13 protein-coding genes and 1 pseudogene are annotated in these 15,163 nt (G+C 70.4%); 8 read left to right on the top strand and 6 right to left on the bottom strand.

Annotated features, from left to right (window positions below):
- Positions 1–786, bottom strand: a pseudogene (locus G5C60_RS43095) (hypothetical protein); the annotation flags it as partial.
- 252 nt (positions 787–1,038) lie between these two features.
- On the opposite strand from G5C60_RS43095, the gene G5C60_RS43100 reads away from it, so the two are divergent.
- From G5C60_RS43100 to G5C60_RS43120, 5 genes are all read left to right on the top strand, one after another.
- Positions 1,039–1,521 (top strand): hypothetical protein, encoded by a 483-nt coding sequence (locus tag G5C60_RS43100; protein WP_241267492.1) that lies wholly within the window; start codon positions 1,039–1,041, stop codon positions 1,519–1,521.
- Positions 1,522–1,626: 105 nt separating this feature from the next.
- Positions 1,627–2,244, top strand: a complete 618-nt coding sequence (locus tag G5C60_RS43105; RefSeq protein WP_165268337.1) for an RNA polymerase sigma factor — start codon at positions 1,627–1,629, stop codon at positions 2,242–2,244.
- Positions 2,245–2,280: 36 nt separating this feature from the next.
- Entirely contained in the window at positions 2,281–3,042 is a 762-nt protein-coding gene (locus G5C60_RS43110) for a hypothetical protein (RefSeq protein ID WP_165268339.1), read from the top strand.
- A 361-nt stretch (positions 3,043–3,403) separates the two neighbouring features.
- Positions 3,404–4,066 carry a sigma-70 family RNA polymerase sigma factor gene (locus tag G5C60_RS43115; protein WP_165268341.1) on the top strand — a complete coding sequence of 221 codons (663 nt, stop codon included), beginning with the start codon at positions 3,404–3,406 and terminating at the stop codon, positions 4,064–4,066.
- Positions 4,066–5,184 (top strand): hypothetical protein, encoded by a 1,119-nt coding sequence (locus G5C60_RS43120; protein ID WP_165268343.1) that lies wholly within the window; start codon positions 4,066–4,068, stop codon positions 5,182–5,184. The genes G5C60_RS43115 and G5C60_RS43120 overlap by 1 nt, the downstream gene beginning before the upstream one ends.
- 217 nt (positions 5,185–5,401) lie before the next feature.
- On the opposite strand, the gene G5C60_RS43125 is transcribed toward G5C60_RS43120, so the two are convergent.
- Positions 5,402–6,250, bottom strand: a complete 849-nt coding sequence (locus G5C60_RS43125; protein WP_241267493.1) for a L,D-transpeptidase family protein — start codon at positions 6,248–6,250, stop codon at positions 5,402–5,404.
- Between the two features lie 257 nt (positions 6,251–6,507).
- Here G5C60_RS43125 and G5C60_RS43130 point away from each other — a divergent pair, with 257 nt between their 5' ends.
- A complete protein-coding gene (locus G5C60_RS43130) occupies positions 6,508–8,088 on the top strand; it encodes an acyl-CoA mutase large subunit family protein (RefSeq protein WP_165268347.1) in 1,581 nt (526 codons plus the stop codon).
- A 19-nt stretch (positions 8,089–8,107) separates the two neighbouring features.
- Here G5C60_RS43130 and G5C60_RS43135 read toward each other — a convergent pair whose 3' ends face one another.
- Positions 8,108–9,550, bottom strand: coding sequence for an FAD-dependent oxidoreductase (locus G5C60_RS43135; RefSeq protein ID WP_165268349.1), 1,443 nt, complete (start codon positions 9,548–9,550; stop codon positions 8,108–8,110).
- 69 nt (positions 9,551–9,619) lie between these two features.
- On the opposite strand from G5C60_RS43135, the gene G5C60_RS43140 reads away from it, so the two are divergent.
- A complete protein-coding gene (locus G5C60_RS43140) occupies positions 9,620–10,255 on the top strand; it encodes a TetR/AcrR family transcriptional regulator C-terminal domain-containing protein (protein WP_420907466.1) in 636 nt (211 codons plus the stop codon).
- A 6-nt stretch (positions 10,256–10,261) separates the two neighbouring features.
- On the opposite strand, the gene G5C60_RS43145 is transcribed toward G5C60_RS43140, so the two are convergent.
- From G5C60_RS43145 to G5C60_RS43155, 3 genes are all read right to left on the bottom strand, one after another.
- Entirely contained in the window at positions 10,262–11,332 is a 1,071-nt protein-coding gene (locus G5C60_RS43145) for an acyltransferase family protein (protein ID WP_420907467.1), read from the bottom strand.
- Positions 11,333–11,490: 158 nt separating this feature from the next.
- Positions 11,491–12,825, bottom strand: coding sequence for a polysialyltransferase family glycosyltransferase (locus G5C60_RS43150; RefSeq protein ID WP_165268355.1), 1,335 nt, complete (start codon positions 12,823–12,825; stop codon positions 11,491–11,493).
- On the bottom strand, positions 12,822–13,799 hold the full coding sequence (locus tag G5C60_RS43155) for a glycosyltransferase (protein ID WP_165268358.1): 978 nt from the start codon (positions 13,797–13,799) through the stop codon (positions 12,822–12,824). Before G5C60_RS43155 ends, G5C60_RS43150 begins: the two co-directional genes overlap by 4 nt.
- Before the next feature lie 198 nt (positions 13,800–13,997).
- On the opposite strand from G5C60_RS43155, the gene G5C60_RS43160 reads away from it, so the two are divergent.
- Positions 13,998–15,163: DUF6716 putative glycosyltransferase (locus G5C60_RS43160; RefSeq protein WP_165268360.1), on the top strand; the 1,166-nt coding region annotated here is incomplete at its 3' end.

A 15,163-nucleotide genomic window follows, 5' to 3' on the forward strand; every position in this document is an offset into this window, starting at 1 on the left:
GGTCGGGGTCGGTGTCTCCGACGGGGTTCCGGTGGGCGTCTCGCTGGGAGTGCTGCCGGATGTGGGCTCGGTGGTCTGCGTGGGCTCCGTGGGGGAGGTGGCCGCGGGCGCCGTCGGCTCGGTCGTCCCGGTCGTCTCGCTCGGCGAGGCGGATCCGGTCGGGTCCTCGGCGACGAAGGCGGCGTTCTCCAGGGCGGTACCGCCGCCGTCGCCGGTTGCGAGCCCCTTGTTCTTCGCCTCGGCCGCGGTCACGCCCGGGTCGACGAGGTTGATCTCGAGTCCCTTGGGCAGACCGGCACTCGCGGAACCGTCGGCGGCGACGACCCGCGCCTCGATTCCGTCGCTCGGCCCCACCCACAGCGGATCGGAGGCGCCGCGCGCCTCTTTCGCGCCGGGCTCGGCCTTGTCCACCGGGTGCAACTCCAGGTCCAGGGCCTGCCAGCCGGACCACTGCCCGGTCTCGCTGTCGCGCGTACGCACCTGCGCGGTGCCGTCGAGCGGCGTCGCCGAACCGGTCCAGGAGACGCCGAGCAGGGAGAAGGGATCGGTGCCGGTCCGCGCCACCTCGCGCCTGCCCGTACCGTCGCTCTTCATCGCGAGGTCGTGCACCTTCACGGGCCGCTTGCTGCGCGCGACGTCCGCGGCCTGGTCCGAACCCGGGCCCGCCACGGCGTACGTCACCGCCCCCGCGCCGCCCACAACCACCGCGACCGTCGTCAGCCATGCTCTCCGCTTCAGACTCAGCGGCTTGTACGCATGGGTCGTCCGGCGTCTCAAATGCCCCACCCCTAGGAAAACTTCACAAAATCCTCGCCCGTCACACAGGGCGGTCACCTATTCAGCGCCCATGAGTGACCGAATATCACTGGTGAGACCTGTGGGGTACATCACGTGCTGACTCACCTACCGACTCGCCTACTGACTCACGTACTGCTTCACGCCCCCCGCACTGTGACGTTTGTGGCGTTCCTCGCGCTTGGTCTGGTGGAACGGTCGTGGCTCTCGCGGGCCGCGCGTCACTGAGCAAGGGCGGAAGCGATGGACGCGGAAGCGATGGACAAGGAGAGGCTGCGGGCCGAACTGCGGATGAGGTGGCACGCGGCGGAGTTCGTCCGGAGCGCCACGGCACGCAACCGGCTGCCGCTGGACTACTCGGTCGACAGCCTGCGGGTCGTCGACTTCATCGTCGACGGGCTCCGCAAGAGCGGGCGCGACCGGGCGGCCGTGGCGCATGTGCTCTTCGGGCTCGGCGTCTACACCGGCGAGGTCCTCGTACGCAGGGCCGGTGCCACCTGGGTCGAATTCGACGACGCCCAGCGGGAGTTGTTCGGCCAGCCCGTGGGCGTACGGATGCCGGACGGGCGGGTGTGGAATCCGCTCGGCAAGGTCGTGAAGCGGTTCGAGGTGGGAGAGCGGGAGTCCGTACGGACCTTCTATCTGCAACTTCACGGGCGGGTGCGGCCGCGGGCCGGCGTGCGCGGTGGGGCGGGGGCGGCCGGCGGTGCCGCCGGGCCGGTGTGACATTTCTGTGGAGATCGGCGCTGATCGCCTTGGGGGCACGCCCCCGAGGCGATCCATGACGTGTGGCGGGGATTCGGTACGAACTCGGTGCGAACGAGGAAAGTGTTGGGCCAAGGAGGGGAACCCCGCCGCGGGCAGGCTGCCGACGGGGAACTGGGCGTGGCCGTCGCGCGAGCGCAGGAGGGGGACGAGTCCGCCTTCTCGGTCGCGTACCGGCTGGTGCAGCCCGGACTGCTCGGCTATCTGCGCGGTCTTGTCGGCGACGACGCGGAGGACGTGGCGTCGGACGCATGGCTGGAGATAGCCCGGGACCTCGGGCGGTTCCGCGGAGACGGGGCCGGGTTCCGCGGCTGGACCGCGACCATCGCCCGGCACCGGGCGTTCGACCATCTGCGACGGCAGAAGGTCCGGCCGCGGGCCTCGGTGCTGGATCAGGACGTCCTGGAACTTCCGGGCGGGCACAACACGTACGACCAGGCTCTGGAGTCCATCTCCACGGAGTACGCCCTCGAGCTGGTCTCGCGGCTGCCGCGAGACCAGGCCGAGGCCGTGCTGCTGCGGGTCGTGGTCGGACTCGACGGCCCCGCCGCGGCACGCGTTCTGGGCAAACGTCCCGGCGCGGTACGTACTGCCGCGTACCGGGGCTTGAAGCGCCTCGCCCTCCAGTTGGGCGCCGAAAGTGTGACGGATGAGGACCCTGAGACGCTGGGTGAGTCGGGATGAACGGCGATAGATCTTTGGGCAAGGGTGGACTTGGACATGGGTGAACGACACGGCGACCCCAGCCTTGAGTCCCTCCTTGCCGCCGCCGTACGCGCCGACGTCCTCGATCCCGCCGCCGAGGACCGGGCCCTCGCCGCCTTCCGCGCCGCGCGGGCCGCGAGAACGCATGACGCGCGCAGCCGGCGCCGGGACGACTGGCGGCCGCGGGCCGCGCGACGGGGCAGACGTTCGCTGCGGGCGACGCTGGCCGCGCTGGTGACGAGCGTGACCCTCGGCGGAGTCGCCATCGCGTCGATCGGCTCGGGCGGCACCTCGGGCGACGGCGGTGACGGGCCGCGGCCCTCGCACAGCGCCCCGGAACGGTCCGCGGAGGACTCCGCCGGCACGGCCGCGCCCGGTCAGGGCGACGGCTCCTCCGGCAAACCCTCCGAGCGTCCCTCGTCCGCCCAGGACACCGAGGCCCAGTGCCGCGCGTACGACGAGGTCGAGAGCCGCGGCAAGGCGCTCGACTCGGCTGCCTGGCAGTGGCTGGTGGAGGCCGCGGGCGGCGAGAAGAACGTCGACGCGTACTGCGCCGGACATACCGGGCAGCCCACGGAGAACCCGGGCGGCCCGGACAGTCGTACGGACAAGGACAACGCCCCGGCGACTCCGGCCATCCCGACCGGCCCGGCTGATCCGGCCATCCCGACCAGCCCGGCTGACCCGGCCATCCCGAACAAGCCAAGCAAGCCCAGTGAGGCGGCCGAGCCCTCGCAGGCTCCCGGCAACGACTCCGACAAGGGTGCGAACCGCTGATCTGTCGCGGTGAGATGTGCGAAGCAACGCGGCCCGGCGTCCGAGACAGCTACGTGACCACGGCCGATGGCAACGGTCGGGGCCGCCACCCCCCACAGGAGAGGCCCCGACCGTCGCGCGGCACGGGCCGCGCGGCGACCCGTACTCTCTACAGCGCCGAGGGTGCGTTTTCTGTCACACCCCACCCGGGCACCGAGATTGGTTGCACGTTGTATGGACATGGACGCCAAGCGCTTTCAAGCCGTAGCGTGCATTTCGCGCCGGATGTGGGGCAGGACCGCAACCACCAATTGAGGAACCACGACGGCGAGGACCCGGCCCGCGGGAGCGGCGCCGGCTTAGGCGCAAAAAGGGGCGTTCGGTGCTGGGGGACGACGCGGAGCTGACCGCCGCGGTGCTTGCGGCACAGGACGGAGACGAGACCGCGTTCCGGACTGTGTACCGAGCCGTGCATCCACGGCTGATGGGGTACGTACGGACGCTGGTCGGAGACCCGGACGCCGAGGACGTCACGTCCGAGGCCTGGCTGCAGATCGCCCGCGACCTCGAACGGTTCAGCGGAGACGCCGACCGCTTCCGCGGCTGGGCGGCCCGGATCGCCCGCAACCGCGCCCTCGACCACATACGGATGCGTGGCCGCCGCCCCGCGATCGGCGGCGACGAGACGGAACTCACCGGCAGGCCCGCCGAGTCCGACACTGCCGGTGAGGCCATCGAGGCCCTCGCCACCGGCAGAACTCTGTCCCTCATAGCGCAGCTCCCGCAGGACCAGGCGGAGGCCGTCGTGCTGCGCGTCGTCGTCGGCCTCGACGCGAAGACCGCCGCCGAGACGCTGGGCAAGCGCCCGGGTGCCGTCCGCACGGCGGCGCACCGCGGTCTGAAGCGGCTCGCGGAGCTGCTCGGCGCGGATCCGGAATCCGCGGGCGCCCTCAGTGCCGTACCCCCACAAAGAGAGCCGCGTACTGACGCGGTGTCGTCCGCCGGTGTGACGCATATGCGTTCGCGGACGCAGAAGGATGTGTGATGGCCGACGAGCAGTACAGGTGGTTGGACCGCAGTACAGCGGAACGACTGCTGCGCGGAGAGCCACTCGAAATCGTCGATGCCGGCACCCGCGACCAGGCCGATCGGCTCGCCCAGGCACTGGGCGCGCTGACCGCCGAACCCCCGCCGGTCAGCGCGGAACTCCCGGGAGAGGCCGACGCGTTGGCCGCCTTCCGCAAGGCGCGCACCGGCCGGGACGGCGAGCCGGCGTCCCTCGCCAACGGCGGTCGTAAGCAGTCGGCCACGCTCTCCGACACGGGCCTCGTCCACCTCGGCCGTGCCGCGGCGGGCCGTCGCGAACGGTCCCGCTGGGGCCGCCCGGTGCGTCTGGGGCTTGCCGCAGCAATGGCCGCCGGGATGATCGGCGGGGTGGCGGTGGCCGCCACGACGGGAATGCTGTCGTTCGCCGGCGGCGATCCGGAACCCGCCGCGTCCGTGTCGGCGCCCGCCAACCCGAAGCGTCCGCTGATCACGCCGTCCCCCGAGGGGACACGCGGCGGCGCCCCCGACGCCCCGAAACCGGACGGGCCGGCCGGCAACGGCTCCCCCGTGAACCCGGACCCCGGGAACGACTCGCGCAACAAGCAGGGCTCCGGGAGCACGGCCCAGGGGCCCGGCTCGGAGGACTCCCGTTACGAGGCGGGCTCCCAGGAGTGGTGGAAGAAGGTCACCAAGGCCTGCCGGGACGTCCGCGACGGAAAGAACCTGGACGCCGGCCGCCGACGCAGCCTGGAGGACGCGGCGAGCGGCGCCGAGCGCGTACGGCAGTACTGCACGGGCGTCCTCAAGCAGTCCGAGGGCCAGGGCGACTCGCCGGCCGAGAAGGACGGCAAGGGCGCCGACGACTCGGACGACCACGACGACCGGGGCGGCAAGAAGGACGGGAAGGACGACGGAAAGGGCAGGGACGACGAGGGCGGTGACATAGCCCCGCGCAGTTACATGGCCCCGGGCAGTGACGTCCAGCGGCGCGCCAGTGTGCCCCCGGCCTCCTCCGGCCCCACCCCTGACGAGGGGACGCCGACCCCGGCCCCGGCCTCGACTCAGTCCCCGGACACCGGCGAAACTCCGCTGCCGTCTTCCCCGTCACCGTCCTGACCTGCGCTTTCGCCGACCTTCAAAGGTCTGGCCCGCAGGGTGTGACACTTTCGGCCGCCCTGACGCAGTAGTAAGTGAGCCGACTGGTCATCGGCTGGCGCACGAGCCGGGGTTCCCCCCGTACCCATGGCTCAGTGCACATTGGCGCGGGCGGGACACGTTCCCCCGGTCCCGCCCGCGCCCCACTCCTCTCCTCGCCGCCCCTCAGGGTCGGCGTTCACCAGTGGACGACGACCTTGTCGCCGGTCCTCACCTGCGCGAACAGCGCCGCGATCTTCCCCTCGTCCCGTACGTTCACGCAGCCGTGCGAGGCGCCGTTGTAGCCCGTCGCCGCGAAGTCCGAGGAGTAGTGGACGGCCTGGCCGCCGCTGAAGAACATCGCGTACGGCATGGGGGTGTCGTAGAGCGTCGACACATGATGGCGTGACTTGAAGTTGACGCTGAACTCGCCTTCCCGGGTGGGCGTGTACTGCGAGCCGAAGCGCACGTCCACCGTCGAGAGGGTGCGGCCGTCGATCATCCAGCGCAGCGTGCGGCTCGTCTTGCTGATGCACATCACGCGACCCGTCATACAGCGCGGGTCCGGCTTCGTGGCCGGCTGGCCGCCCGAGGCGTACAGCTCCCACTTGCCCGGCTCGTGCGTCATGTCCAGTAGCCGCCGCCAGGTCACGGAGTCCGTCTTCCCGGTCTTCGGCAGCCCCCGCTTGCCCTGGAAACCCTTGACCGCGGCGACCGTCGCCGCGTCGTACGTCCCCGTCGGACCCTCGAAGAGCCAGGCGATCTGACGCAGCCGGGCCTGCACCTCGCGTATGTCTCTGCCTTTGTCGCCGCGCGACCAGAGGACTTCGGCAGGTGGCGGCGGGGAGGGCTTCGGAGGTTTCGGTCTCGGGGGCTGCGAGGGCTTGGCGTCGTCCTCGGCGGGCTTCGCGGGCTCGGCGTCGTCGGGCGTCTCGACCGGCGACGTCGAGATATGTATCGGGCCCTGATCGGCGGACGTACCGGCAGCCTGGACCGTGCAGCCGCTCACTGCGGCCAGTACCACGACAGCCGTGACTGATCTCCACATGCCTGGAGTACGCATTCGAACCCCCCGTTGCTCACCGTGCCCCCTGAGATGTGCCCCCTGAGATGCTTCCCGGGGGTGCCCGGCTGCGAACTACGAGGCATTGTGGTGACCGGGATCCCGACTGTGACCGGGGTCTCGTCCAGGCTGTGAGCAAGCTCCCAGCCTGGGCCTCTCCACCGGCCGCACGGCCGCCGCTACAGTCCGTGGCGAGGGTCGTCTGTACTGGCGAGTATGTGAAGCAACGCGGAGGCACACCCATGGCGCGCGAGTCGGAGTCCGGACTGCCCATCGAGCCGGTGTACGGGCCGGACGCCCTGGAGGACTGGGACCCGGCCGAGAAGCTGGGGGAGCCGGGCCGCTACCCCTTCACGCGGGGCGTCTATCCCTCCATGTACACGGGCCGTCCCTGGACGATGCGCCAGTACGCCGGTTTCGGCACCGCCACCGAGTCCAACGCCCGCTACAAGCAGCTCATCGCCAACGGCACGATGGGCCTGTCGGTCGCCTTCGACCTGCCCACCCAGATGGGCCACGACTCGGACGCCCCGATCGCGAGCGGCGAGGTCGGCAAGGTGGGGGTGGCGATCGACTCGATCGAGGACATGCGGATCCTGTTCGGCGGCATCCCGCTGGACAAGGTGTCCACGTCGATGACGATCAACGCGCCTGCGTCGCTTCTCCTGCTGCTCTACCAACTGGTCGCGGAAGAGCAGGGTGTCCCGGCCGACCAGCTGACGGGCACGATCCAGAACGACGTGCTCAAGGAGTACATCGCGCGCGGCACGTACATCTTCCCGCCCAAGCCCTCCCTGCGCCTGATCGCGGACATCTTCAAGTACTGCAAGACCGAGATCCCGAAGTGGAACACGATCTCGATCTCCGGCTACCACATGGCCGAGGCGGGCGCCACGCCCGCGCAGGAGATCGCGTTCACGCTGGCGGACGGCATCGAGTACGTGCGCACGGCGGTCGCGGCCGGCATGGACGTGGACGACTTCGCCCCCCGCCTCTCCTTCTTCTTCGTGTCGCGCACGACCCTTCTCGAAGAGGTCGCCAAGTTCCGGGCGGCGCGGCGCATCTGGGCTCGGGTGATGAGGGACGAGTTCGGCGCGAAGAACCCGAAGTCGCTGATGCTGCGCTTCCACACGCAGACGGCGGGTGTGCAGCTGACGGCCCAGCAGCCGGAGGTGAACCTGGTCCGCGTCGCCGTCCAGGGCCTGGCGGCGGTCCTCGGCGGCACCCAGTCCCTGCACACCAACTCCTTCGACGAGGCCATCGCCCTGCCCACGGACAAGAGCGCCCGCCTCGCGCTGCGTACGCAGCAGGTCCTGGCGTACGAGACGGATGTGACGGCGACGGTCGACCCGTTCGCGGGCTCGTACGTGATCGAGAAGATGACGGACGAGGTCGAGGCGGCCGCGGTCGAGCTGATGACCAAGGTGGAGGAGCTGGGCGGCGCGGTCAACGCCATCGAGCACGGCTTCCAGAAGGGCGAGATCGAGCGCTCCGCGTACCGCATCGCGCAGGAGACGGACGCCGGCGAGCGGGTGGTTGTGGGCGTCAACCGCTTCCAGCTCGACGAGGAGGAGCCGTACGAGCCTCTCCGGGTGGACCCGGCGATCGAGGCCCAGCAGGCCGCCCGCCTGGCCAAGCTCCGCGCGGAGCGCGACCAGGCGGCCGTGGACGCGGCCCTGTCCGACCTGAAGAAGGCGGCCGAGGGCACGGACAACGTCATGTACCCGATGAAGGACGCGCTGCGCGCCCGCGCGACGGTGGGCGAGGTGTGCAATGCCCTCCGGGAGGTCTGGGGGAATTACGTGCCGACGGACGCCTTCTGATCGCAATACGTGCACGTCATCAAGGTCGGCCGAGTCGCCTGAGGTACTCGGCCGGCCCTGTCGCCGTCTCGCCCGCCCAGCCCACGTATCCGTCCGGCCGGATGAGGAACACCCCGGTGCCGTACGCCGGGTAAGCCGGGATCCGGACGGTGTGCACCAAGTCGCCGTCCAGCGGCGGGAGTTCGACCTCCGCCCCCACCGTGAGCAGCGTCCAGTGCGGCCCCCGGAACGCGTCGAAGAGGCGTACGCCGCCCCGTGTGCCGTCCGGGGCGCGGTCGCCCGCCCGCAGGGCGTCCTCCGGGAGGCCGGCGCGGGTCTCCAGCGTCAGTGAGGAGTCCCGGTAGCCCAGGCCGAGCTGCTGTGTGGCCTCGCCGCGGCGGGTCTCGCCCCGGTGGACGCGGGTCGACAGGCCCAGCATCTGCGCGGCGATCGGCAGCCGTTCCTCCTCGTACGAGTCGAGGAGGGAGTCCGGCGCATCGCCCCGCAGGACGGCGCCGAGCTTCCAGCCCAGGTTGTACGCGTCCTGGACGCTCGTGTTGAGGCCCTGGCCGCCGGCCGGTGAGTGGACGTGCGCCGCGTCCCCCGCGAGGAACACCCGGCCCTCCCGGAACCGGTCCGCCATCGCGGCGCGTGGCCGGAAGTCCGAGGCCCAGCGGACCTCGGTCACGGCGTCGGGCTCGAGATGCGTGCGGGTGGCGACGAGCTTGCGGATGCCCTCCAGGGACAGGTCGGGGGTGGCGGCCGGGTCCTCGAAGCTGCCCGCCAGCTGGAAGTCCTCGACGCCCGGGAGCGGCCAGATGACCAGGAAGCCCTCGCCGTCGGCGGGCGGGAAGACGTGCAGGTTGTCGCGGTCGAGGCCGGTGATGCGGACGTCCGCCACCAGTGCCGGATTCGGGTCGACCGTCTCGCCGGTCATGCCGATGCCGAGCAGCCGGCGCACGGTGGAACGTCCGCCGTCGGCGGCCACCGCGTACCGGGCCCGTACGGGGGCGCCGGTCGTGAAGGTCGCCGTCACCCCGTCCGCGTCCTGCGTGAGCCCGGTCAGCTCACGCCCGAACGCGACGCCTCCGCCCAGCTCGCCCAGCCGCGCGAAGAGGATCTCCTGCGTACGCCACTGCGGGACCATCCACGACCCGGCGTACGGGACAGCCTCGGTGGGGGCGACCTCGTCGAACATCCGGTGCTCGCCCTGCCGCTTCCCGTCCTGCCAGATCACGCCGACGGGGTACGGGCCACCGTGCGCGCGGATCGCGTCCAGTACGCCGAGGTCGTCGAAGACCTCCATCGTGCGCGGCTGGAGGCCCTTGCCGCGCGAGCCGGGGAAGAGCCCGTCGGCCCGCTCGACGACGAGGGCGTGCACCCCGCGCCGGGCCAGATCGCAGGCGAGGGCGAGACCGGTGGGGCCTGCGCCGACCACGAGTACGTCGGTCACATCGCTTTCCTTAACGTCGTTAAGTTGCATGCCACGAGAGTCTCCTTAACGCTGTTAAGTTGTCAAGGGGGTGCCGCCGGATAGGGTGCGGACGTGGCTGTGGCGAAGAAGATCGACCGGGCGCTGGTGGCCGACACCGCGCTGCGGCTGCTGAACGAGGTCGGCCTCGAAGGTCTCACCCTGCGCACCATCGCCAAGGAACTGGACGTCAAGGCCCCCGCCCTCTACTGGCACTTCAAGGACAAGAAGGCGCTGCTCGACGAGATGGCGACGGAGATGCTCCGGCGGATGAACGCCGACCTCGGCGAGCCCCCGGCGCGGTGGCAGGACGCCGTCGCCACCGCGATGCGCGGCCTGCGCGCGCACCTGCTGCGCTACCGCGACGGCGCCAAGGTCTACAGCGGCACGCACTTCACGGACATCTCGTACGCGGACCCGATGGAGCGCCATCTCCGGGCGCTCACGGGCGACGGCTTCACCCCGGCCGGCGCCGCGCGTGCCTGGTTCACCGCGTCGAGCTACACGATCGGCTACGTCATCGAGGAGCAGGCGATGGGGCCCGACCCGGCCGAGGGCGGCGAGGGGTACGACCTCGCCGCCCGCGCCGAACGGCTCGCCGCGTACCCCCTCGCCGTGGCCGCGGGTGAGGAGATGTTCCGCGACCACGACCGTGGTTTCGAGGAGGGCCTCGCGGCGGTCATCGCGGGCATCGACGTGACGCTGCGGAGACCCTGAGAACGCTCAGCGCGGTCTCGACAGTGCCGAGCGCAGCCGTGGTGTCAAGCGGTCCTCGACAAGGCGGTTCAGCAGCCACGCCAGCAGCAGCATCGTCGCGATCGTCAGCGGGAACGTCGCGTACGACGGGATGTGCAGGCCCTGGTGGTAGGCCTTGATGGCGACCCAGCCGAGGTGCTCGTGGATCAGATAGAAGGGGTACGTCAGCGCGCCCGCGACCGTCAGCCAGCGCCAGTCGGCCCGGTTCAGCAGGCCCAGGGCGATCGCGGCGACCGCGACGAAGCCGAAGGTGACGACCAGGATGATGCCGAGCGAGGAGCGGTACGAGAAGAAGTCCGGGTCGGGCGGGTGCCACAGCCCGGCCACCGCGTAGTGCTGGCCGATCAGCCAGCTGACGCCCACGATGCCCCAGGCGTACGCGTCCCGCCGGTCGCGGTGGACGAGGTAGAGGCCGATGCCGCCGATGAAGAACGACGCGTACTCGGGCATCAGGACGAGGTTGAGCAACCGTTCGTCCGCGGCCCGGGCGATCGCCGCGGCCAGGGTCCAGCCCGCGCAGAAGAGGATGATGCCCTGGCGGTTCGCACCCGGCAGCACGATGCACACCGCGAACAGCGCGTAGAAGCGGACCTCCGCCCAGAGGGTCCAGCAGACCCCCAGCACCCGGTCCACGCCCAGGGGTTGCTGCATCATCGTCAGGTTCAGCAAGGCGTCGCTGGGCGAGACGGCCTCGTACGCCACGATCGGAAGCGCGAAGACCACCGTCACGATGATCACCGCCGCCCAGTAGGACGGCAGCAGCCGTGACGCGCGCGAAGCGAAGAACGACCGCAGGGGGCGTCCCCAGCCGCTCATGCAGATCACGAAGCCGCTGATCACGAAGAAGATGTGCACGCCCAGGCAGCCGTACGCGAACCACTCGTGCATCGTGGGGAACTGGAGCTTCGCGGAGGAGCCCCAGGCCTCGCCGACCTGGCCGTCCCGGCCGCCGTAGTGGTACGCGGCGACCATCAGCGCGGCGATCAGCCGCAGCCCGTCCAGCGCGCGCAGCCGGGGTGCGCGGGTCCTGGTGACGATCCGGTTCTGTGTCGTGTCCTTGGCGCTGGTACTGCCCTTGGTGCTGGTACTGCCGTTGATGCTCGTACTGCTGGTGGTGCCGGCACTGCCGGTGGTGGTGCTATGGGGGGTGCCCGTCTCCGGAGAGGACGTCGGGACGGGCTGCGAGTCCACCGAACTCATCCCAAGGTGGCCCTCTTGAGCGATCGGGCGCGGCGGGCCACGCGTCTCACGGTGGCGTTGCGCGGGATGAAGGCCAGCTGGGTCGGCACCGCTCCTGGCAGGGCCAGCGAGGTGAGCCGTCGGCGTTTGAAGTAGCGCCAGTTATGGGTGTTCAGATGCCGCGTCAGATACCGCTCGGCGGCCGGCCGCAGATCCGGGTAGATCTTGGACTGCATGGCGTAGCCCACGGCCCGCAGGAGCTCGGTGAGTTCGCCGGTGCCGAGCCCCTTGCGCTGCTCGGTGACCGCCTTGCGGTCCGTCAGCTCGGGCAGCATCGCGTCCACGATCGTCACGGGGACGCGGTTGCTGTTCTCGTACGGCGTGAGGCGTTCGAGGAGCGTCTCCGTGCCGATCCGGGCCACGGGCAGTCCGTACAGCGCGGAGGCGGTGAGCAGCGCCGTGGAGAAGCAGCCGGCGACCAGCGCGGGCCGCATCCGCTGGTACAGCACCTCGGCGAGGACCGGCGTGTCGAGCACCGTGAGGTCGGCGCCGAGCTTGTCCGCCTCCTTCTCCAGGGCGCGCGACCAGCGGGCCGGGGCGCTGGGGTGCGGCTTGAACACCACGCGCCGGTGGCCGAGTTGGACGGCACCCTTCAACATCCGTACGTGCAGGTCCTCTTCCTGCTCGGTGGTGAGAATGCCGAGCGCGGAGAGGTACTGGCCGAGCAGCAGGGCCGGCTCTTCGATGACGGGCAACTCGTCGCCGGTGTCGATGAGTTCGGCGAGCACCTTGGTGAACGCGTCCGTCGGTACGATCTCCGGCCCGACACCGAACTCGGTGAGCAGGAGGGGCGTGAGGCCCGGCACGAGGTCGAGGTGGAGCAGCCGGTCGATACGCGTGCCGACCAGCGGGTCGATCTTGCTGCGGGTGGGGCCGTAGCTCATGAGGCCGTCGGCGTAGACGGTGATGGGTGCGCCCGTGAAGATCTGCGCGACACCGAGCGCCGGGTTCACCTGGATCGACTCGACGGCCAGCTCGACGTCGTCGTCACCGAGGTTCCAGGCGAGCCGCAGATGCCGCTCCCACAGCGGTACGTCGTTCAGGCGCGGGGACCAACCACCCGGGTGGAAAGGGGAGATGGTCTCGTTCCACGAGACCACGTCGTCGAACCGGGAACGCAGCCGCTCGAAGCCGGGCATCTCGTCGATGCCGGGCGAGGTCTCGGGTGTCGCCGAGTTGTTGGAGACCAGCAGGATGCGCCGGTCGGCGGGGCGGAAGCAGTCGGAGTCGACGGCCGCCGCGAGCGTCGCCGTGCCGTACAGCGTCGACGCCATGAAGATCTGGGTGGTCACGCGGCCACCCCCGCGGCCACGGGACGGCGGCGCAGCCGGCGCAGCCGGGTCGCGCGCTGTACGTCCATGGAGTCGAGGGCGTCGTCGAGGACGTCCTGCGGCATACGCCGCAATGCGACGGCACTCATCGACTTCAGTTTCCGTGCCACGGGAGGCTCGAACCTTTCGATGGAACCCAGGTGATGGGAAATAATCGCACAGTAGGTCCGCACGGCCTTCGGCAGCAATTTATCCGCCTCCCGGTCCTCGGCCGTTTCCCGTACGACCTGGTCGAAAGCGCGAATGAAATCCAGCTGCCGTACGTCCCCGATCTGCGTCAGCGAGGACGACACGCCGCGCCGGTAGAACACCCCGAGCAGCCCCACCGCGGCGAACGACTCCGCCTCGCGGTGCAGCTTCCAGATCCATGGCCGGTCCTCGGCGGTGCGCAGCCCGTCGGTGAAGTGCAGCACGCCCTTGTCGACCAGACGGCGGTGGTAGATCCCCGCCCAGGCGTACGCGTAGTCGACGGAGGTGGAGCGGTCGGCGGGCAGGATCGCCTCGCGCGGATTCAGCACGACACCGCGCCGGCCGTGCGGCACCCGGTGGATGGAACGGGCCCGCGCGGTGGTCTGGACATGGTCGGTACGAACGAAGTCGACGCCCAACTCCTCGATGGCGCCGAGCAGTTGCTCGTAGTACCCGGGTGCGAGCCAGTCGTCGCCGTCGAGGAAGGTGAGGTACTCGCCGCGCGCCGCGTCGATACCGGTGTTGCGGGCGGTCGCCAGACCTCCGTTCTCCTCGTGTCTGACGTATACGGCACCCTGGAGCTCGCGCTCGGCGCGCGCGAGGATGTCCGGTGTCTCGTCGCGCGAGCAGTCGTCGACGAGAATGAATTCGAAGTCCGCGCGCGCATTGGCACGCAGACTCCTCAGGGTGTCGGGCGCATATTGCTGCACGTTGTAGAACGGCACGATGACGGAGAGCTTGACCACCCACGTGACGTTAGGCGGCGGCCCGGCATTCGTCTTGACCGATGGTGAGATGTCAGGTGAACGGCGCGTGGCGGAATGGTGAACCCAACCTTTTTGTGCGCTGATCCGGGGCCGATTCGCCATTCGTCGATGTGCTGTTAACCCTTTGTTGTATTCCGGTTGGGCCGCCCGGCGGAATCGCTTCCTAGCGTCTTGGACGTGCCAGCAAGTACCTCGAACTCCCTGCGAGTTGCCGTCCTCGCGGATTCCGATACCCGGTGGAAATGGGGCGCGCTCACCGCGAACCGTATCGCCCCGGCCGAATCGGACATCCGGCTCGACGGCTATCTCCTGCGCGGCCGTGCCACCCCCACCGCCCGCCAGCTTCAAGAGGTCGGTGTCAGCGCGGACTCGCTCCGCGAGGTCACCGGTGTCGAATTCCTGCGGGTGATGCGGGAAGAGGCGTACGACATGGTCGTGCTCGCCCTCGTCGGCGGTGCCGTCCAGGCGATGCTGCACGGACTCGGGTACGCCTGGAAGGAGCGCGCCGCCTCGGACCTGAAGGAGCGCACGAAGCGGCCCGTGGTCGTCACCGGCTATGTCGGTGTCGTCTACGAGAAGCTCGCCGACGGGCTGCTGCTGCGGCACGGCGCGGACCTCGTCCTCGCCAACTCCCGCCAGGACGCGGAGCGTTTCACCGCCGTGTACGAGGGAGTGGGCGCCGACGCCTCGTCCGTGACGGAGGTCGCGCTGCCCTTCCTCGGCGGCGCTCCCTACGAGCCGCACGACCGGGCCGACCCGTACACAGTCGTCTTCGCCGCGCAGCCCTCCGTGCCGGAGAGCCGCAAGGACCGGATGTACCTGCTGGAGCGGCTCGTCCGGCACGCGCGGCTGCACCCGGACCGCGAGGTCCTGCTGAAGCTGCGCTCCAAGCCGGGCGAACACACCACGCACATCGAGGAGCAGCCCTACCAGAAGCTGGCGCAGCGTATTGATCTGCCCGCCAACTTCCGCCTCGTGTACGGGCACATGGGCGAGGTCCTCGACCGCACCGACCTGCTGGTCACCGTCAGCTCGACGGCCGCCCTGGAGTCCCTGCACCGGCGCATCCCCACGGTCCTGCTCACGGACCTGGGCGTGCGCGAGTCGCTGGGCAACCACCACTTCGTCGGCTCCGGGTGCCTCGCCTCCTGGGACCAGCTCGACGCCGGACACCGGCCGTCGCCCGACGAGGAGTGGGTGGCCCGGCAGGGCGTCGCCGCCGCGGGCACCTCCCGGACGAAGTCCGGGACAGGCTCGTACGAGACGGCCTTCGACGCGGCCCGTGCGCGCATCGCCGGGCTGCTCGACAAGGGCGAACTCCCGCCCCTCGCCCCCTACTACAC

The sequence above is a fragment of the Streptomyces scabichelini genome (genome assembly GCF_011045015.1).
GTDB classification, from domain to species: domain Bacteria; phylum Actinomycetota; class Actinomycetes; order Streptomycetales; family Streptomycetaceae; genus Streptomyces; species Streptomyces scabichelini.

What these genes read in the sequence shown, in the direction of transcription:
- G5C60_RS43100 (WP_241267492.1), top strand. Translation starts at nt 1,039, where the DNA reads ATGGACGCGGAAGCGATGGACAAGGAGAGGCTGCGGGCCGAACTGCGG.
- G5C60_RS43110 (WP_165268339.1), top strand. Translation starts at nt 2,281, where the DNA reads ATGGGTGAACGACACGGCGACCCCAGCCTTGAGTCCCTCCTTGCCGCC.
- G5C60_RS43120 (WP_165268343.1), top strand. Translation starts at nt 4,066, where the DNA reads ATGGCCGACGAGCAGTACAGGTGGTTGGACCGCAGTACAGCGGAACGA.
- G5C60_RS43125 (WP_241267493.1), bottom strand. Translation starts at nt 6,250, where the DNA reads ATGTGGAGATCAGTCACGGCTGTCGTGGTACTGGCCGCAGTGAGCGGC.
- G5C60_RS43130 (WP_165268347.1), top strand. Translation starts at nt 6,508, where the DNA reads ATGGCGCGCGAGTCGGAGTCCGGACTGCCCATCGAGCCGGTGTACGGG.
- G5C60_RS43135 (WP_165268349.1), bottom strand. Translation starts at nt 9,550, where the DNA reads ATGCAACTTAACGACGTTAAGGAAAGCGATGTGACCGACGTACTCGTG.